The following is a 16,885-nucleotide window of genomic DNA, read 5'->3' on the forward strand; positions in this document are numbered from 1 at the left end:
GAAGAGCTCTGTCGTACGGCGTCAGACCGCGGGTTCGGCGTCCTGCGTGCGCTCGGCCTCCCGGGCGGCCAGCAGGGACGCGTGGGTGGGAGCCTCCGGGACGTCGGCGGGCCGCCGGGCGGCGAACTCCTTGCGCAGCACCGGTACGACCTCCTCGCCGAGCAGGTCGATCTGTTCCAGCGCGGTCTTCAGCGGGATCCCCCCGCCGTCCACCAGGAACAGCTGGCGCTGGTAGTCGCCGGCGTACTCGCGGAAGCCGAGCGTCTTCTCGATGACCTGCTCGGGCGTGCCGACGGTCAGCGGCGTCTGCTCCATGTACTCCTCCATGCTGATCCCGCCTCCCATCACCGGCGAGTGGTCGAAGACCGGGCGGAACTCCCTTATGGCGTCCTGGGAGTTGTGGCGCATGTAGACATGGCCGCCGAGTCCCACGATCGCCTGCTCGGGGGTGCCGTGGCCGTAGTGCGCGTACCGCTGCCGGTACAGCTCGATCAGCTTCCCGGTGTGCTCCTTCGGCCAGAAGATGTTGTTGTGGAAGAACCCGTCGCCGTAGTAGGCGGCCTGCTCGGCGATCTCCGGGGAGCGGATGGAGCCGTGCCAGACGAACGGCGGCACGCCGTCGAGCGGCCGGGGCGTGGCGGTGAACCCCTGGAGGGGCGTGCGGAACTTCCCCTCCCAGTTCACGACGTCCTCGCGCCACAGCCTGCGCAGCAACGCGTAGTTCTCGACGGCGAGGTCGATGCCGTCGCGGATGTCCTTGCCGAACCACGGATAGACCGGGCCGGTGTTGCCGCGGCCCGTCATCAGGTCCACCCGCCCGTCGGCCAGGTGCTGGAGCATCGCGTAGTCCTCGGCGATCTTCACCGGGTCGTTGGTGGTGATGAGGGTGGTGGAGGTGGACAGGATGATCCGCTCGGTCCGCGCGGCGACGTAGCCGAGCATGGTCGTCGGCGAGGACGGCACGAAGGGGCGGTTGTGGTGCTCCCCGGTCGCGAAGACGTCGAGCCCGACCTCCTCGGCCTTGCGCGCGATCGCCACCATGGCCTTGATCCGCTCGTGCTCGCTCGGTGCCCGACCGGTGCTCGGGTCGGTGGCCACATCGCCGACGGTGAAGATGCCGAACTGCATCGCGCTCACCCCTCCTTTTGTTGACGCATCAACCACTCCCTCGCAACACGGCCCCCCAGCCGGCTATTCCGCACCCGTGACAGCGGCGAGCCGACGACCGTCCGCTCCCGGATCAGGACGGCTCCTCGTCCAGTTTCCCGATGACCCGCTCGGAGATCTCGGCCAGGACTCGCAGCTCGGCGGGGGTGACATGGTCGAGGAACAGCTCCCGCACCGCCTCGACGTGCCGTGGGGCGGCCGCCTCGATGGCCGCGCGGCCGGCGTCCGTGATCCCCACGAACGCGCCGCGCGCGTCCTCGGCGCACTCCTCGCGCACCACCAGGCCCCGCCCCGCCATCCGCGCGATGTGGTGGGACATCCTGCTCTTCTCCCACTCCAGCGCCCGGGCGAGTTCCTGGTACCGCCGACGCCCCTCGGGGATGTCCGTCAGCTGGACCAGCACCGCGAAGTCCGCGGCCGACACCTGGGACTCCGCCTGGAGCAGACGCCCCAGGCGGCCACCGAGCCGCTCATGCAGCCGGACGAAACCTCGCCACGCGCGCTGCTCCTCCGGCGTCAGCCATCGCACCGTCTCTTCCATGGGGCGAGTGTAGGCATGGTTGACACATCACCCACGGGGTCGGCTCAACGCCCGCCGATCGGCGGGACGGTTCCCGTCGTCGCCAGTTCCCGGTACCACAGGGCGCTGTCCTTGAGGGTGCGGCGCTGGGTGTCGTAGTCGACGTGGACGATGCCGAAGCGCTTCGAATAGCCGTACCCCCACTCGAAGTTGTCCATCAGCGACCACACGAAGTACCCGCGCAGGTCGACGCCGACGGCGAGGGCCCGGTGGGCCGCGGTGAGGTGGCGGTGGAGGTAGTCGACCCGCTCGGGGTCGTGGACGGCGTGGGTGCCGTCGGGGCCGACGGTGACGCGGTCCTCGAAGGCCGCGCCGTTCTCGGTGATGACCAGGGGCTGGTCCGGGAACCGGGCATGGAGGTCCAGGAGCAGCTCTTCGAGCCCGTCGGGGTCGATGTTCCAGCCCATGGCCGTGTGCGGACCCTCCTGGGCGACGAACTCGACCTGCGGCGAGCCGGGCCAGGGCGAACCGCCCATGTCCTTGTGCCCGTCGTTGTTCTGACGCTCCGTCACGCCGTCCCACAGCCGCACCTTGGTGGTGGCGTAGTAGTTGACGCCGAGCAGGTCCAGGGGCTGGTGGATCCGGGCGAGGTCGCCGTCCCGCACGAACGCCCAGTCGGTGACGCCGGCGGTGTCCTCGATGAGGTCCTTCGGGTACTGGCCGCGCAGCAGGGGCTCGGTGAAGGCACGGTTGGCCAGCGCGTCGATCCGGCGTACGGCTTCGGCGCCGCCGTCGCCCTCGCCGCGCAGGACATGGAAGTTGAGGGTGATCGAGTACTGCGGATCGTTGGTGGTCACCGCCCTGAGCTGTTCGACAGCCAGCCCGTGGGCGAGGTTGAGGTGGTGGACCGCGGTGAGCGCCGCGGCACCGTCGGTGCGGCCGGGGGCGTGGGCGCCGGAGCCGTAGCCGAGGTAGGCGGAGCACCAGGGCTCGTTCAGCGTGGTCCAGACCGCGACGCGGTCACCGAGGGCCTCGCCGACGAGACGGGCGTACTCGGCGAAGGCCTCGGCGGTCGCCCGGTTCGTCCAGCCGCCCTCGTCCTCCAGGGCCTGGGGAAGGTCCCAGTGGTAGAGGGTCGCGACGGGAACGATGTTTCGCCGGAGCAGTCCGTCGACCAGGCGGCTGTAGAAGTCCAGCCCCTTGGGGTTGGCCGGGCCGCGTCCGGTGGGCTGGATGCGCGGCCAGGCGATGGAGAAGCGGTACGCCTTCAGGCCCAGCGAGGCCATGAGGTCGAGGTCGGCCTCCAGGCGGTGGTAGTGGTCGGCGGCCACGTCACCGGTGTCGCCGTTCCACGTCTTGCCCGGCGTGTGGGAGTAGGTGTCCCAGATGGAGGGACCGCGGCCGTCCTCGGTGGCGGCGCCCTCGATCTGGTAGGCGGCGGTGGCGGAGCCGAGAAGGAAGTGCGCGGGGAAGGACGGGGACTGGGATGTCGGCATGCGGTTTTCCTTCGGAGGATGCTGAGGGGGCGGCCGGGATCCACGGTGATGTTAACGTTAACAAGCTGTCAAGGTCTCACCTCGAAGAATCCCGCTCCAGCGGGCGCCTCAGGAGTGCGGGCGGGGCGCGGCGGTGCTGTGCCGTACCACGAGTTCCGGGGTGATGCTCCGGCGTTCCGCGCGCTCCCCGCCCAGCATCCGCACCAGTTGCTCGATGGCGCTCCGGCCGAGGTGGGCGAAGTCCTGCCGGACCGTGGTGAGGGCGGGCACCAGGTAGTCGGCGCCCTTCATGTCGTCGAAGCCGACGAGGGACACGTCCCGCGGCACCTTGACGCCCCGCTCGGCGAAGGCGGCCAGCACGCCCATGGCCATCAGGTCGTTCCCGGCGAAGACCGCGGTGGGCGGTCCGGCGTCGGCGTCGCAGAGTCGGTGGGCCAGGCGGAAGCCGCTCTCGGCGGTGAAGTCGCCCTCCAGCAGGGCCCCTTCGGCTCCCCCGGTGGCGAGTTCGGCACGCCAGCCGTCGACGCGGGCCCGGGCGTCGAAGGTGCGCAGCGCGCCCGTGAGGTGGGCGATGTCCCGGTGTCCGAGGCCGAGGAGGTGGCGGACCGCGAGCCGGGCGCCGAGTTCCTGGTCGACCTCGACGAAGCTCAGGTCGGGGTGGGGCACGCTGCCGGACATCACCACCGCCACCGGCACCTCGAAGGAGAGGCCGGACAGCGCCTCCACCGCGGCGGGCCGGTCGGTGACGACCGCGATCGCCTCCACCGACTGGTCGGTGAGCCGGCGCAGCGTCTCGACGAGGTCGGCGCTGGTGCTCTCGCCCTGCCGGCTGGCCAGGCTCACCCAGTAGCCGGCCGTCTTGGCGGCCGTCTCCACGCCGAGGAGGATGCGCGGCAGCTCGAACAGCTCGGACCCGACGATCACCACACCGATCGTCGAGGAGCGGCGGCTCTTGAGCGCCCTGGCGACGCTGTTGCGGCGGTAGCCCAGCTTCTGGATGGCCGCCTCGACGCGGGTGCGGGTCTCGGGGCGGACCGACGGGTGGCCGTTGATGACACGGGAGACGGTGATGTGCGAGACGCCGGCCTCCCGGGCCACGTCCATCATGCCTGGCGGCCGGTCCATGTCACTCGTCCTTCGCCCTCGACCCCCACAGGCGGCCTCGCGCCCGCCGCCGATACTGTCACAGGCCGGCGCGGAGGCCGGGCGGCGGGCGCGTCACCTGATCCCGGGGTCAGGACGCGTACCGCGGTGTCCACTGGGTCGCCGCGATCGCCTCGCGCAGCTTCGCCTCGGTCGCCTCGGGGGCGACGCCGTCCTCGACGGCCGTCCGGGCCACGGCGAGCGCGATGTCCCGGGCCGCGTCCCGCATGCTCGCCAGCGGCGGCAGCAGCGGGGTCGCCCCGTCGGTGCCCGCCCGGACCGCGCAGTCGCCGAGGGCACGGGCGGCCGCGACCATCATGCGGTCGGTCACCCGGGTGGCCCGGCAGGCGGCGACCGCGAGACCGACGGCGGGGAAGACGTAGACGTTGTTGGCCTGCGCGACCGGTACCTCGCGGTCCCCCACCTTCAGGGGCGGGAAGGGCGAGCCGGCGGCGATCAGGGCCCTGCCGTCGGTCCAGCGGGCGAGGTCGGCGGGGTCGGCCTCGGCGTTCGAGGTGGGGTTGGACAGCGGCAGGATCACCGGTCGGTCGCAGGAGCCGGCCATGGTCCGCACGATCTCCTCGGTGAAGGCGCCGTGCGCCGTGGACAGCCCGATCAGCACCGTCGGCCGCACCTCGCCGACGACGCGGGCGAGATCGGGGGTGTCCCCGCCCCACTGCCGTACCTCCGCGTCGTCGCGCGCGTAGACCCGCTGCTCGGGTGTCAGGTCGGTGCGGGAGCGCACCAGGAGGCCGTCGATGTCGACGAACCAGAACCGGTCGGCCGCCTCCTGCTCGGACAGGCCCTCCTCCACGAGTGCGGTACGGATCATGTCGGCGACCCCGATCGCGGCCGAACCGGCGCCCAGCACCACGATCCGGTGGTCGGTCAGGGCCGATCCGGCGACCTTGGTGGCGGTCGACAGCGCGCCCAGCGCCACGGCCGCGGTGCCCTGGATGTCGTCGTTGAAGGTGAGCAGGCGGTCCTGGTAGCGGGTGAGGATCGGGCGGGCGTGGGCGGTCGCGAAGTCCTCCCACTGGAGCAGCGTCCCGGGGAGTTCGGCCTCCACGGCGGAGACGAAGGCCTCGATCATCTCGTCGTACGCCTCGCCGGTCACCCGGTGCTGCCGGCGGCCCAGGTAGTGCTCGTTGGCCAGCAGCTGCTCGTTGTCGGTGCCGACGTCGAGGAGGATCGGGAGGGTGCGGGCGGGGTGGATGCCGCCGATGGCGGTGTAGAGGCTGAGCTTGCCGATGGGGATGCCCATGCCGCCGAGGCCCTGGTCACCGAGGCCCAGGATGCGCTGGCCGTCGGTGACCACGATGACGTCGACCTCGCCGCCGGGCCGGTTGCGCAGGATCTCCCGAAAGCGGTGCCGCTCCTCGTACGTCAGGAACAGTCCGCGGGGCCTGCGGTAGATCTCGCTGAAGCGGCGGCAGGCCTCGCCGACCGTCGGGGTGTAGACGACCGGCAGCATCTCCTCCAGATGCCGGGTGAGCAGGCCGTAGAAGAGCACCTCGTTGGTGTCCTGGAGCTGGCGCAGGTAGATGTGCCGGTGGAGTGGCTTGTCGTAGCCGAGGAACGCGTCGTACGCCCGGCCGGCCTGTTCGTCGAGGGTCTCGGTCGCCGGTGGCAGCAGCCCGTCCAGGCCGAGTTCGGCGCGCTCGTCGGGGCTGAAGGCGGTGCCCTTGTTGAGGAGGGGATCGGCGAGCAGGGCCGCTCCGCGGACCTGGGCGGGGCTGTGTGGTGCCATGACGTTCCTCGGGTCGGCGGGTTTCAGACCAGCTAGTCCTGTGCCCCGTCGGCCGACGTCCGAATCAGCGGCCCCACCCGTCCGTACGGCCGCTCAGGCGTCGTCGGCCGCGTGCACCCGCCGCCCTTCGACGAAGGTCTCCAGGACCCGCGTGGCGGCGATCTCCGCGGACGGGCCGGCGAAGGGATCCCGGTCGAGTACGACGAGATCGGCCGACTTTCCGACGGTGATGCTGCCGGTGATGTCGTCGAGGTGGTTCACGTGGGCGCTGCCCGCCGTGTACGCGGCGAGGGCCGTGCCCGGGTCGAGGCGCTGCTCCGGGAGGAACTCCGGGGTGCCCTCGGGAGCGCCCGGGGCGATGCGGTTGACGGCGACGTGGATGGCCTGGAGGGGGTCGGGGCTGCTGACCGGCCAGTCGCTGCCGGCGGCCAGGGTGGCGCCGGCCCGCAGCAGGTCGCCGAAGGGGTACTGGCGTGCGCCGCGTTCGGCGCCGAGGAAGGGCAGGGTCAGTTCGTCCATCTGCGGTTCGTGGGCGGCCCACAGCATCTGGAGGTTGGCGCTCGCGCCCAGGGCGCGGAAGCGGGGGACGTCGTGCGGGTGCACGACCTGGAGGTGCGCCAGGTGGTGCCGGGTGTCCCGCCACCCGTTGGCCGTGCGGGCGGACTCCACGGCGTCGAGGGCCTCGCGCACCGCGCGGTCGCCGAGCGCGTGGAAGTGGACCTGGAAGCCGCAGGCGTCGAGTTCGGTGACGTACTTCCTCAGCTCGCCGGGTTCGACGAAGCTGATGCCGCTGTTGTCGGAGGAGCAGCCGCAGCCGGTCAGATAGGGGGTGAGCATCGCCGCGGTGTGGTTCTCGGCGATGCCGTCCTGCATGACCTTCACGGTGCCGGCCCGGAACCGGTCCCGGTGCAACTCCTCGCGGCGGGCGACGAGTTCGGGGATCTGCTCGGCGCCGCGCTCCCGGTCCCACCACAGGGCGCCGACGACCCGGGCGGTGAGCAGGCCCCGGTCGAGGGCGGCCGCGTAACTGGGCGCCGGGTCGGTCATGTTGGCGTAGGCGCCCACGATGGCGTCCTGCCAGGCGGTGACGCCGTACGAGTGGAGTACGGCCTGCGCCCGCAGCAGCGCGGCGAGTTGGTCCTCGGGGGTGGGGTCCGGGACCAGCCTTCCGACCAGATGGACGGCACCCTCCTGGAGCATGCCGGTGGGGTTGCCGTCGGCGTCGCGTTCGATGCGGCCGTCGGCGGGGTCGGGGGTGCGGGCGTCGATGCCCGCGCGTTCCAGGGCCCGGCTGTTGACCCAGGCGCCGTGGTGGTCGCGGTTGGGCAGGAAGACGGGGCGGTCGGGGACGATCGCGTCGAGGGCGGCGGCGGTGGGCGCACCGCCGGGGAACGCCTCCAGGGACCAGCCGCCGCCGGTGATCCACTCGGCGTCCGGGTGCCGGCCGGCATACTCCTTGATCCGGCGCAGGTACTCGGCGGGGTCGACGGTGTCGGCGAGGTGGCACAGGCCGAGTTCGAGTCCGGCGCCCTGCGGGTGGACGTGCGCGTCCTGGAAGCCGGGCAGCAGCAACTTGCCTTTCAGGTCCACGACTTCGGTGCGCGGGCCGATCAGCTCGCGCACCTCGTCGTGGCCGACGGCGGCGATCCGCCCGTCGCGCACGGCCACCGAGGTGGCGCGGCTGCGGGCGGGATCGACGGTGTGCACGGGACCGCCGGTGAGGACGAGGTCCGCGGTGGGTGACATGGGGGTGGGCTCCAGTGGGGGTCAGACCGCCGTGCGGTCCATCGGCAGGGTCAGGGCGTCGGCGTCGGTGCCGCGCCCGGTGGTGAAGTACGGGGAGTGCCGCACGTACTTGGCGACCGCGGCCATGCCGAGGCCGGCGAGGACGATCGCGGCGGGCAGCGAGAACATGAACCAGCCGTTGTCCGGGCTCAGTTCGAAGTGGTCGCTCATGGTCAGGTACGAGTATCCGAGGTAACCGCCGAGGCCCAGCAGGATCAGGCCGGAGAGGGCGGGCACGGCGATGGCGAGCAGCGCCTCCCGCGCTCCCTGGTGGCGGGCGGAGCGGAAGCGGACGGCGCAGGCGAGTGCGGTGAGGCCGTAGTAGAGGGCGACGATCAGGCCGATGGCGTTGACCGCGGCCAGCAGCATGTCGCTGAGCTTGGGGATGGCGACGGCGAGCAGGGCGATCACCCCGGCGATGGCCATCACCACGGCCGTGCCGGCGGCGGGGGTGCCGTAGCGCGGGTGGATGCGGGTCCACAGCGGTCCCATGGTGCGGTCGCGGCTCATGGCGAACAGACCGCGGGCCGTCGGGATGAGGGTGGCCTGCACGGAGGCGACGGCGGAGAACATCAGGGCGACGACGGGCAGGGTGGCCCAGGGTTCGGCGGCCAGTTTCGCGCCGAGGTACGGGAGCGCCTGGGGGCCGTTGCGGACGAGTTCGGCGAGGCTCATCTCGCGCTGGAAGGCGACCGAGGCGAAGAGGAACAGGCCGAGCATGGCGAACAGGGCGATGAGGCCGCCGCGGGCCGCCTCGCCGGGGCTCTTCGTCTCCTCGTTGACGCTGAAGGCCGCGTCCCAGCCCCAGAAGAAGAACACCGCGAGGACCATGCCCTGGGCGAAGGTCTTGCCGCTGGAGATCTCCAGGGGGTTGAACCAGGACAGCGAGAAGGCGTGGTCGCCGGTGATCAGGGCCCAGCCGCAGAAGGCCAGCAGGACCGCGTACTCGAAGACCAGGAGGGCGAACTGGAAGCGGGTGGCGGCCCGGATGCCGGTGACGGCGAGGACGGTGAGGCCGACGAGGATCACCAGTCCGACGCCGGTGGTGACGCCGGTGGACGTCGGGTCGAGGGTGACGCCGGCGACGCGGTGCAGCCCCGCCTTGTTGGCGAAGATGAGGACGACCGAGCCCATGATCGCGCTGGTGTAGGCGCAGAAGATGACCGAGCCGACCAGGGTGACCCAGCCGGTGAGGAAGCCGGGCCAGGGGCCGAGGGATCTGCCGACCCAGACGTAGCCGTTGCCCATGTTGGGCTCGGAGCGGTTGAGGCGGGCGTAGGCGGTGGCGATGCCGAGCACCGGCAGGAAGGCCAGGAGCAGCAGGGCCGGGGCCTGGAGACCGACGATGGTGGCGATCGTGCCCATGCCGATGGCGATGCTGGTGGTGGCCGCGGTGCTGGAGGCGGCGAGGGCCACGCCGTCGACGACGCCGAGGGAGCGGCGCAGGGCGGTTCCGGGCGGGGTGGAGGCGGGCGGTGCTGAGGACATGGAGGGCTCCTCGGGGACGGGAGACGGGGGAAGAGCCGCGCGGTGAGGTGATGGAACAGGGGCGGGCCATGTTCGGTCAACCCTGTTGACGTAAGGGGGTGGGGGGCCGTTCACTGTGGGGACCGTTCACTGTGGGGGTCGGGCGAGGCGCGGGGTCGGCCTGGTGGGGTCGCTGTGCGGGGCCGGCAGAGCCAGGGTGCCGATCCGGTGGGGTCGCTGTGGCGGCCCGACCCGATCGCGTGCCGGCCCGGTGGAGTCACCGTGCCGGGTCGGTCGAGTCAGGGCGCCGACCTGGTCATCACTGCGGCAGCCCGGCCGGATCACCGTGCCGGCCCGGTCGAGAGGAGCTCGTCCCATGACCAGTCGTGTTCCGGAGGAGCGCCGGCGTCGGCGTCCCACCCGTTCCGGTGTCCTGCTGTCCGAGGACCTGATCGTGCAGACCGCGCTGCGGCTGATCGGCGAGCACGGCCCGGAGGCGCTGAGCGTGCGCCGGCTCGGTGCGGCCCTCGGCTGCGACCCGACCGCGCTCTACCGCTACTTCCACGACACCGACGACCTGGTCCTCGCGATCGCCGACCGGATCATCGGCGACGCCATGGAGGGCTTCGCGCCCGGGGACGACTGGGTGGCCTCGCTGCGCGAGATGGCCCTGCGGGTCCGCGCCGGGTACCTCGCCCATCCGCGGGCCGCCGCGCTGGCCGCGCACCGGGTCACCCGGCGCAGGAGCGAGATCCGGGCCGTGGAGATGGGCGTCGGGCTGCTGCTGTCCGCGGGCTTCGAGACGGGCGCCGCCGTGCGGCTCTACCTGGCCTTCATCGACACCGTGCTCAGCCACGCGGCCACCGACGCGGCGTTCCTGGCACTCCCCCGGCAGCAGCGCGAGGCCGATCACCGGGCCTGGCGGGAGGTCTACCAGAACCTGGACCCGGGGACGTACCCGGCGCTCACCGCCGTACGCCGGGAGCTGCCGGGGATGGCGGACAGCTCGTTCGAGGAGGCGGTGGAGCTCCTGCTGGAGGCGCTGGCGGCGCGGGCGGCACGGAATGCCCGGACGAAGACCGGCGCCGCGAACCGGTCGGGTCCAGTGAGCGGCTGAGGACTCGGGTGGCTCGCGGGCTCAGGGGTTGGAACGTTCATCGGGCGCTCTAGGGGTGGGCCGCGCCCGTCACCGTCGTATCCGAGGACGTCGTACTCGTCGTCGAGTTCGGCGAGCCGTGTGGTCAGGGGCAGCTCATGTCCGGGGCGGCGGTGGATACGGGAAGTTGGCCGCCTTCGCCGGCGAACGGGTAGAAGGTGAGGCCGAGTTCATGGAGCGCGGTGGGAAGCAGGTCGTCGACGGCGTGGTCCGCCTCGGCGCGCGTGGTGGGTCCTTCACCGGCATCAAGACGCTCTCCCGCGCCACCACGGCCCTGCGCTGCCGGGCATCGCGAACCCCGAGGTCCTCGACAAGCTGCTGTCGGCCGGGTCACCCGAACTCGGCCTGGGCCGCGGGGCCTGACCAGCCCGCACGCACGGTGGGGCCCGTTCACGGGCGGCCGACTCCCCTGGAGGGGCGACGCACGACGGACACCAGGGCGCGAATGCGACGTAAGGCCTTCGCGCCCACGTCACCCGTGTGACATCTGCGCAGGAGCATCACACAGGCTGCACACTGCCTTTCGAAAGCGTCGCTACTTTTACCTCGGCTCGATCCCCCGTGCGAACGAGACCGGCCACGGCCACTGGGCCGATGGTGCAGTCGACTCAGGAAGACCAGATGGACTACTGCTCCTCGTGCCGTCGGCATCTCAACGGCGCCCTGGCGTGTCCCGGATGCGGCGCCTACGCCCCCGACATCGCTCCCCCCGCCCACGTCTACGCGACGAAGGGCACGGCGGCACCGGCCTGGGACGAAGCACCCACCTGGCACGAGTCGGGCCTCCACCAGGAGCCGGCCGCCGGGACCGAGGCCGACCTCCCGTCCGAGGACGTGGCGGACGCACCGGTGGTCGCGGAGGGCCGGGCGGCACGGCGGCGTCAGCGGGCCCGCTGGAAGAAGAACCAGCGCAAGGCCGTCGTCGCGACCGCGGTCGCCCTCGTCGGCGGCGGTCTGACCGTCTCCGCGATGCAGCAGGGATCGGGCACCCGCGCCCAGGCGGCCACCTCGCCGGACAACCGGTCCATGGGCGTGGCGGAACTGCCCACCTCGGACGACGACGTCCCGGCCACCACCGCGGGCGACACGCAGCAGTCCGCCACGGACACGCCCGCCACGACGACCGCCAAGCACCGACGCACGGTCGACTCCGCGTCCACCACGAACGGCTCGTCGGTCCGCACGGACTCCGTCACCGCCCCCACGCCGACGGCGACGACCGCCTCCCGATCGCAGTCGCGGTCCACGCTCTCGACGTCCACGGGGGCCGGCACGGGCTCGACGAACACGTCCACCACGACGACGGCGCAGACGCCTTCGTCCACGGGGGCCGACAACTCGACGACGACCGACACGAGCACGACGACCACCACGGAGTCGGGCAGCAGCACGAACACGGGCACGAGCTCCGGCGACTCGCAGACGTCCGGGTCGACTTCCTCGTCCTCGTCGACGGATCCCGCGGGGCTGTGCGTGCTCAACCTCCTCTGCATCAGCTGAACACAGGCCGCCGGTGGTCCCGCGCGGAGGGACGCCGGTCGCAGCCGAGGTGGTCCAGGGCCGGGTCGTCGTAGCGCCAGTCGCCGACCCGGCCGTCACCGCGCGCGCCGCGGGTCCGCCATGCCGCCCCGGTCCGGGCCGACGTCAGGGCCACGGCGGCGATGAAGGTCTCCTCCGAGACCGAGTTGGGCATCCACGCCCACCACAACCTCGCGCTCGTTCGTCGCGGGCGCCGACGCCCGGCTGCGACCTGGGGCACCACGCGTCGACCGCGAGCCCCTCAGCCTCGACGCGCGCAGCACCCGTTGACGCATGCTGATATAGGCATATGATGACGTCATGGCACGAGCGGCGACGACCTCGGACGCGTTCAACGCGATCGCCGAACCGCAGCGGCGGGAGATCCTGGTGCTGCTGCGGGGCGGCGAGCGGCCGGTGACCGACCTGGCGCGGGACCTGGGGATGACCCAGCCGCAGGCGTCCAAGCACCTGCGGGTCCTCCGCGAGGTCGGGCTGGTGAAGGTCCGTGAGGCGGGCAAGCAGCGGCTGTACGGCCTGGACGCCCGCGGGCTGCGCCCGATCCACGAGTGGGTCGGCGGCTTCGAGCGGTTCTGGAACGAGAGCTTCGACCGACTGGACGAGTACGTGCAGGAGCTGAAGCAGGCCCAGCAGGAGGGATCACACCATGGCGACGACGAGTAGCGGCGGCGACCCCGCGTCCACGGACCGCGAGATCCTGATCTCCCGGGAGATCGACGCCCCGCGGGAGCTGGTGTTCGAGGCGTTCACGCGGGTGCGGCACCTGTCGCGGTGGTGGGGGCCGAAGGGGTTCACGACCACGACGCGGTCCTTCGAGTTCCGCGTCGGCGGGGCGTGGGACTTCGTGATGCACGGGCCGGACGGGACCGACTACCAGGAGTGGATCACCTGGCGGGAGATCGTCCCGCCGGAGCGGATCGCGCTGCTGCACGGTGAGTCCCGCGAGGACCCGAACGCCTTCGAGTCCGTCCTGACCTTCGAGCCCGCCGGCGAGCGGACCCGGATCGCGATGCGCACGGTGTTCCCCACCCGGGAACTGCGCGACGAGGCGGTGGAGAAGTACCACGCGATCGAGGGCGGCGAGCAGACGCTGAGCAACCTGGCGGCCTACGTCGCCGACCTCACCCGCACCGGGGCCGGGACCCCGCCGAAGGGAGCGGAGGACTGATGCCGGGCAAGGTGTTCTTCAGCGTGACGATGTCCCTCGACGGGTTCATGGCGCCGGAGGCCGTACCCGCCGAGGTCGTCTTCTCCTCCGAAGGCCGGCACGACCCGAGGGCGCGGCGCTGGCTGGCGCAGTGGTCGGAGCTCCAGGCGTGGGTGTTCCCGCTGCGGTGGTTCCGGGAGAACCTCGGGCTCGGCGACGGCGGCGAGGAGGGCCTGGACAACGACATCGCGCGGGCGACGTACGACCGCACCGGCGCGAGCGTGATGGGCAGGCGGATGTTCGACGCCGGTGAGCTGGCATGGCCGGAGGAGGCGCCGTTCCACACCCCGGTGTTCGTCCTCACCCACACCGCGCGCGCCCCGTGGGAGCGGCCGGGCGGCACCACCTTCCACTTCGTCACCGACGGCATCGAGAGCGCGCTGCTCCAGGCCCGCGAGGCGGCCGGTGACCGTGACGTGCGCATCTCCGGCGGTGCCGAGACGATCCAGCAGTACCTGGACAGCGCCCTGGTCGACGAGTTCTCGATCGCCCTCGCCCCGGTGCTCCTCGGCACCGGCATCCGCCTCTTCGACCACATCGACCCCGACCGACTGACACTGACCCAGTCCCGCGCGGACGCGTCGTCCCGGGTGACCCATCTGACGTACACCGTCGAGAAGCGGTAGCGGAGGGTCACTCCCCCAGCAGTCGGCGCAGCACCGCAGCCGTGCCGCGCGGGCGTCCTGGGAGAGGGCTGCCTGCGGCACCAGGCCGTCGAATCCATGGAAACCGCCCGGCCGCACGTGCAGTTCGGCGATGCCGCCCGCCTGCCAGATCCGGCTCGCGTAGGCGATGTCCTCGTCCCGAAAGGTCTCGGCCGAACCGACGTCGATGAGGGCCGGGGACAGTCCGGACAGGTCGTGCGCGCGAGCGAGGGCCGCCTACGCCGAGACGTCCTCGGTGCCCCGCGCGTCGCCCAGCAGCGCACTCCACCCCGTCTCGGCCGGAGATGCTTCGCGCAGGTCTACAGGGCAGGGGGCGTGGTCTGGGAGCGTCGAAGCGGAGGGCCGTGCCCGACGGGGGTTCCGCACGCGGAGGGCCGATCAGGCTCCCGTAGGTTGCTCGACGCGAGCATCCGGCCGCCCGCCCTCGACGACGTCCTCCCGCGCGGCGGACAGCCGGTGGGTCAGGCCGCCGAGGCGGACGGCTCCGCTGCCACGGGGTCGGTGAGCGAGGGGCGATCGGCTGTGCGGGTGGGCCGCTGTTCGGAGCGGGGGGCGGTGGGCAGGCGTGGCACCCAGGCCAGGCCGATCACCGCCGCGCACAGCGTGAAGCCGAACAGCAGGCCGAAGAAGAGCCGGGTGTGGCCGAGGGCGAACGCCGGCGTGCCCAGTGCCGCGAGTCCGGCGACGGCCCGGGTGAAGGCCATGGTCACGCCGGTGGCGGTGGCACGCAGCAGGGTCGGGAACAGCTCCTGGGTCCAGACCTTGTAGACGGCCTCGCCCGCGAAGGCGTTGCCCAGGCCGGACAGGAGCATGACGGCGATCAGCGTGAACCGGTTGGCGCCGAGCAGCGCGGGCAGCGCCCACGCGATGACGATCAACGCCGAGCCGGCGGCGAACCAGGTGTGACGGGAGGGCCTGTCGATGACCCGCAGGAAGACCAGACCGGCGAGGAAGCCGACGGGCAGTCCGAGCAGGGCGAGCCGGGAGACCTGCTCGACGTCTCCTCCGACGAGGCTGGTCCACAGGAAGGTGCCGAACTGGCCGAGGGTGTTCGCCCCGAGGTTCCAGGTCGCGTAGTACAGGCCGGTCGCGAGGAGGGCCTGGAGGACCGGCGGCCGGAAGAGCTCCCGGACGCGGCCGAACTCGACGTTCCCGGGGGCGGCCGAGGAGCGCGGGGCGGCTGCCGGGTGCGCGGCGGCCGTGTGCCGTGCGGCCGCCCACTCCGCGGACTCGGCGAGGGTCACGCGCAGCACCAGGACCACGATCGCCACCAGGAGCAGGTGGGCGAAGAGAATGCGGCCACCGAGCAGGCCCTGCGCGCCCATGAAGGAGCTCAGAGCGAGGACGACGACGATGCCGGCGAGCCAGAGCATGCCGGAGAACACCACCATCGTGCCCTTCCTGCCGGGGGGTGCCTCCTCGTTGGCGAGCGCCAGCGACACCGGCAGGTCGGCGCCGATGGCCACGCCGGTGGCCAGGACTCCGGCGTACAGCGGAACCGGTCCGGTCGCCGCGAGGAGCAGCACCATGCCGGCGGCGTAGAGCAGGAGGGAGAGGGTGAAGATCCTCCGGCGGCCGAACCGGTCGCCCAGCCGCCCGCCGAAGAGCGCGCCGGCCGCGAACGCCAGGGTCTGGAGTCCCAGCAGGGTGCCCACGGTTCCCGCGCCGAGGCCGAGGGGAGCCGCGTAGTAGCCGCCGATCGCGATGCCCGAGGTCACCAGCGCCCCGGCGTCCAGATAGGAGGCCATGCCGGCGAGGATCGCGGTCTTCCAGGGCCTGTTCGGTCCGGCCTTCACGTCGGACATGCGGCCTCCTCAAGGGAACCGGGTGGGGGCCTGGCCGCAGTGCGGTCCGGCATGCGCCGGACAGGTGCCGAGGTGCGGCCTACTCGTTTCACTTACGCGTGCCAGTGAGGCCGGTCTGGCAGGTAAGCTAACCCCGGCCATGGGCTTTGACAAGGGGCGGAACCGAGAGCGGGACTGGTGACCGGGGTGGCGGAAGGCAGAAGGGTGACCAGTGCGGACGTGGCCCGGGAGGCCGGGGTGTCCCGCGCGACCGTGAGCTATGTCCTCAACGACACTCCGCACCAGAAGATCCCCGAGGCCACCCGGGAGCGGGTCTGGGAAGCGGCGGACCGGCTCGGTTACGCGCCCTCGGCCGCCGCGCGAGCCCTGCGGACGGGGCGTTCGGACATCGTGCTCGGTCTGCTGCCGGACTGGCCGATCGAACACGTCCTCGGGCAGCTCATCCAGCAGTTGACCAATGCCTTCGCCGAGCACGGCCTGACCTTCGTGGTGCATTCGTCGGCTCGCCCGGCCCGCCCGCTGCGGGAGCTGTGGAAGTCCATGACGCCCGCGGCGGTCCTGGCGTTGCAGGACTTCCCCGAGCCGGAGGCCCGGGCGATGCGGGCCGCCGGGATCGAGGTGGTCATGGCGATGCACGGCACGGTCCCGGGCGAGAAACCGGCACCCCTGGTGTCCGAGCAGCCGATCGGCGCGGTGCAGGCCCGCCACCTCGCGGCGGCGCACCGGCGCCTCGGCTACGCCTACCCTGATCTGCCGGGGCTCGACGTCCTCGCACAGCCCCGGCTCGACGGTGTCCGCAGGGTCTGCGCCGAGCTGGGGCTGCCCGAGCCCGACGTGCGGACGGTGCCGCTGGAGGCCCTGGGGGCCGCCGAAGCGGTGAAGGCGTGGCTGGCGGAGGCGCCGGCGGTGACGGGTGTGTGCGCCTTCAACGACGACATCGCCCTCGCGGTGCTCGCCGGCCTCGGCCATCTCGGTCTGCGCGCTCCGCAGGACCTGGCGGTGATCGGTGTCGACGACATCCCCCACGCGTCGCTGGCGCAGCCGCCCTTGACCACGGTCTTCCGCGACACGAACACCATCGCGCGGAACATGGCCCGCCGCGTGGTCGACACCCTGGAGGGGAAGGCGGTCTCCACCGGGCCCGTCCAGGACGAGCTCGGCATCCGCATCAGACAGTCCGCCTGA

General features: G+C 72.2%; 15 protein-coding genes and 1 pseudogene. 6 read left to right on the top strand and 10 right to left on the bottom strand.

Features of this window, described 5'->3' with window-relative positions; translation table 11 throughout:
• Window positions 1–21: 21 nt before the first annotated feature.
• From ACFULQ_RS13305 to ACFULQ_RS13335, 7 genes are all read right to left on the bottom strand, one after another.
• Window positions 22–1,128, bottom strand: a complete 1,107-nt coding sequence (locus ACFULQ_RS13305; protein WP_383542339.1) for an LLM class flavin-dependent oxidoreductase — start codon at window positions 1,126–1,128, stop codon at window positions 22–24.
• Window positions 1,129–1,240: 112 nt separating this feature from the next.
• Entirely contained in the window at window positions 1,241–1,708 is a 468-nt protein-coding gene (locus ACFULQ_RS13310) for a MarR family winged helix-turn-helix transcriptional regulator (RefSeq protein ID WP_383542341.1), read from the bottom strand.
• A 44-nt stretch (window positions 1,709–1,752) separates the two neighbouring features.
• The gene (locus tag ACFULQ_RS13315; protein WP_383542344.1) at window positions 1,753–3,183 is read right to left on the bottom strand and encodes a GH1 family beta-glucosidase; all 1,431 of its coding nucleotides are present in this window, start codon (window positions 3,181–3,183) and stop codon (window positions 1,753–1,755) included.
• 108 nt (window positions 3,184–3,291) lie between these two features.
• Window positions 3,292–4,308 carry a LacI family DNA-binding transcriptional regulator gene (locus tag ACFULQ_RS13320; protein WP_383542346.1) on the bottom strand — a complete coding sequence of 339 codons (1,017 nt, stop codon included), beginning with the start codon at window positions 4,306–4,308 and terminating at the stop codon, window positions 3,292–3,294.
• A gap of 109 nt (window positions 4,309–4,417) precedes the next feature.
• Complete coding sequence (locus ACFULQ_RS13325; protein ID WP_383542348.1) at window positions 4,418–6,076, bottom strand: NAD-dependent malic enzyme; 1,659 nt, start codon at window positions 6,074–6,076, stop codon at window positions 4,418–4,420.
• 93 nt (window positions 6,077–6,169) lie between these two features.
• A complete protein-coding gene (locus ACFULQ_RS13330) occupies window positions 6,170–7,822 on the bottom strand; it encodes an amidohydrolase (protein WP_383542351.1) in 1,653 nt (550 codons plus the stop codon).
• 21 nt (window positions 7,823–7,843) lie between these two features.
• On the bottom strand, window positions 7,844–9,349 hold the full coding sequence (locus ACFULQ_RS13335; protein WP_383542354.1) for an APC family permease: 1,506 nt from the start codon (window positions 9,347–9,349) through the stop codon (window positions 7,844–7,846).
• Window positions 9,350–9,704: 355 nt separating this feature from the next.
• Between ACFULQ_RS13335 and ACFULQ_RS13340 the strand changes: the two genes are divergently transcribed.
• Together ACFULQ_RS13340 and ACFULQ_RS13345 are read left to right on the top strand one after the other, a co-directional pair.
• Complete coding sequence (locus ACFULQ_RS13340) at window positions 9,705–10,445, top strand: TetR/AcrR family transcriptional regulator (RefSeq protein WP_383542357.1); 741 nt, start codon at window positions 9,705–9,707, stop codon at window positions 10,443–10,445.
• Window positions 10,446–11,078: 633 nt separating this feature from the next.
• Entirely contained in the window at window positions 11,079–11,984 is a 906-nt protein-coding gene (locus tag ACFULQ_RS13345) for a hypothetical protein (protein WP_383542360.1), read from the top strand.
• On the opposite strand, the gene ACFULQ_RS13350 is transcribed toward ACFULQ_RS13345, so the two are convergent.
• Entirely contained in the window at window positions 11,977–12,177 is a 201-nt protein-coding gene (locus tag ACFULQ_RS13350) for a hypothetical protein (RefSeq protein WP_383542363.1), read from the bottom strand. The genes ACFULQ_RS13345 and ACFULQ_RS13350 overlap by 8 nt on opposite strands.
• A 146-nt stretch (window positions 12,178–12,323) precedes the next feature.
• Here ACFULQ_RS13350 and ACFULQ_RS13355 point away from each other — a divergent pair, with 146 nt between their 5' ends.
• The 3 genes from ACFULQ_RS13355 to ACFULQ_RS13365 are packed head-to-tail and all read left to right on the top strand — an operon-like array spanning window position 12,324 to window position 13,856.
• The gene (locus ACFULQ_RS13355; protein WP_383542366.1) at window positions 12,324–12,686 is read left to right on the top strand and encodes an ArsR/SmtB family transcription factor; all 363 of its coding nucleotides are present in this window, start codon (window positions 12,324–12,326) and stop codon (window positions 12,684–12,686) included.
• Window positions 12,670–13,191 carry an SRPBCC family protein gene (locus tag ACFULQ_RS13360; protein ID WP_383542369.1) on the top strand — a complete coding sequence of 174 codons (522 nt, stop codon included), beginning with the start codon at window positions 12,670–12,672 and terminating at the stop codon, window positions 13,189–13,191. The genes ACFULQ_RS13355 and ACFULQ_RS13360 overlap by 17 nt, the downstream gene beginning before the upstream one ends.
• A complete protein-coding gene (locus ACFULQ_RS13365; protein ID WP_383542372.1) occupies window positions 13,191–13,856 on the top strand; it encodes a dihydrofolate reductase family protein in 666 nt (221 codons plus the stop codon). The genes ACFULQ_RS13360 and ACFULQ_RS13365 overlap by 1 nt, the downstream gene beginning before the upstream one ends.
• 7 nt (window positions 13,857–13,863) lie before the next feature.
• Here ACFULQ_RS13365 and ACFULQ_RS13370 read toward each other — a convergent pair.
• Together ACFULQ_RS13370 and ACFULQ_RS13375 are read right to left on the bottom strand one after the other, a co-directional pair.
• Window positions 13,864–14,174: pseudogene (locus ACFULQ_RS13370) on the bottom strand (alpha/beta hydrolase); the annotation flags it as partial.
• A gap of 182 nt (window positions 14,175–14,356) precedes the next feature.
• Window positions 14,357–15,700 (bottom strand): MFS transporter, encoded by a 1,344-nt coding sequence (locus tag ACFULQ_RS13375; RefSeq protein ID WP_383542374.1) that lies wholly within the window; start codon window positions 15,698–15,700, stop codon window positions 14,357–14,359.
• A gap of 204 nt (window positions 15,701–15,904) precedes the next feature.
• Between ACFULQ_RS13375 and ACFULQ_RS13380 the strand changes: the two genes are divergently transcribed.
• A complete protein-coding gene (locus tag ACFULQ_RS13380) occupies window positions 15,905–16,885 on the top strand; it encodes a LacI family DNA-binding transcriptional regulator (protein WP_383542377.1) in 981 nt (326 codons plus the stop codon).

Origin of the sequence: Streptomyces sp. NPDC057253 (assembly GCF_042669125.1) — a bacterium.
Classification (GTDB): Bacteria; Actinomycetota; Actinomycetes; order Streptomycetales; family Streptomycetaceae; genus Streptomyces.

Excerpts from the sequence above, each read along its gene's own strand:
- ACFULQ_RS13305 (WP_383542339.1), bottom strand. The coding sequence starts at position 1,128 with ATGCAGTTCGGCATCTTCACCGTCGGCGATGTGGCCACCGACCCGAGC.
- ACFULQ_RS13310 (WP_383542341.1), bottom strand. The coding sequence starts at position 1,708 with ATGGAAGAGACGGTGCGATGGCTGACGCCGGAGGAGCAGCGCGCGTGG.
- ACFULQ_RS13315 (WP_383542344.1), bottom strand. The coding sequence starts at position 3,183 with ATGCCGACATCCCAGTCCCCGTCCTTCCCCGCGCACTTCCTTCTCGGC.
- ACFULQ_RS13320 (WP_383542346.1), bottom strand. The coding sequence starts at position 4,308 with ATGGACCGGCCGCCAGGCATGATGGACGTGGCCCGGGAGGCCGGCGTC.
- ACFULQ_RS13325 (WP_383542348.1), bottom strand. The coding sequence starts at position 6,076 with ATGGCACCACACAGCCCCGCCCAGGTCCGCGGAGCGGCCCTGCTCGCC.
- ACFULQ_RS13330 (WP_383542351.1), bottom strand. The coding sequence starts at position 7,822 with ATGTCACCCACCGCGGACCTCGTCCTCACCGGCGGTCCCGTGCACACC.
- ACFULQ_RS13335 (WP_383542354.1), bottom strand. The coding sequence starts at position 9,349 with ATGTCCTCAGCACCGCCCGCCTCCACCCCGCCCGGAACCGCCCTGCGC.
- ACFULQ_RS13340 (WP_383542357.1), top strand. The coding sequence starts at position 9,705 with ATGACCAGTCGTGTTCCGGAGGAGCGCCGGCGTCGGCGTCCCACCCGT.
- ACFULQ_RS13345 (WP_383542360.1), top strand. The coding sequence starts at position 11,079 with ATGGTGCAGTCGACTCAGGAAGACCAGATGGACTACTGCTCCTCGTGC.
- ACFULQ_RS13350 (WP_383542363.1), bottom strand. The coding sequence starts at position 12,177 with ATGCCCAACTCGGTCTCGGAGGAGACCTTCATCGCCGCCGTGGCCCTG.
- ACFULQ_RS13355 (WP_383542366.1), top strand. The coding sequence starts at position 12,324 with ATGGCACGAGCGGCGACGACCTCGGACGCGTTCAACGCGATCGCCGAA.
- ACFULQ_RS13360 (WP_383542369.1), top strand. The coding sequence starts at position 12,670 with ATGGCGACGACGAGTAGCGGCGGCGACCCCGCGTCCACGGACCGCGAG.
- ACFULQ_RS13365 (WP_383542372.1), top strand. The coding sequence starts at position 13,191 with ATGCCGGGCAAGGTGTTCTTCAGCGTGACGATGTCCCTCGACGGGTTC.
- ACFULQ_RS13375 (WP_383542374.1), bottom strand. The coding sequence starts at position 15,700 with ATGTCCGACGTGAAGGCCGGACCGAACAGGCCCTGGAAGACCGCGATC.